This is a genomic window from Vibrio sp. 811 (assembly GCF_033339195.1).
In genome coordinates, this window is record NZ_JAWOUB010000809.1 from 1 (window position 1) to 548 (window position 548).

The 548-nt window shown below is 46.4% G+C and carries 1 protein-coding gene; it reads left to right on the forward strand.

The window, feature by feature from the left end:
- Positions 1-548: type I restriction-modification enzyme R subunit C-terminal domain-containing protein (locus R7Q46_RS29520; protein ID WP_318078631.1), on the forward strand; the 548-nt coding region annotated here is incomplete at both ends.

A 548-nucleotide genomic window follows, 5' to 3' on the forward strand; every position in this document is an offset into this window, starting at 1 on the left:
GACTCGATGAGATCATCGATGGTGAGGATGAGCTTGAACAAGATGATCCATTTGAAGGGGAAGATATCGACCCTGAAAGCATCCAAGAACCAGAAGCTTCATACGACTCTAGTTCATCTCCTTCAGGTGCTAGCAATGCCGAAGATGATTGGCAGGATGAACATCGAGTTAGAAAGTTCCATGTCAACGGTGTAACGGTGAAAGCCATTGCCGAGCGTGTTCAATACTACGATGCCGACGGTAAACTCGTAACTGAATCATTCAAAGACTATACCCGCAAGACGATGGCAAAACAGTTCACCTCAATGGATGACTTTGTTAAGCGCTGGCAAGATGCCGATAAAAAGCAAGCAATCATCGATGAACTGGCAGAAGAAGGCATCATCTGGGAAGCATTAGAGCTGGAAGTCGGCAAAGATCTCGACCCATTCGACATGATTTGTCATGTTGTGTATGACCAACCAGCACTCACCAGAAAAGAACGCGCTGACAACGTCAAAAAGCGCAACTACTTCACTAAGTACGGTGAAACGGCTCAGCAGGTGTTG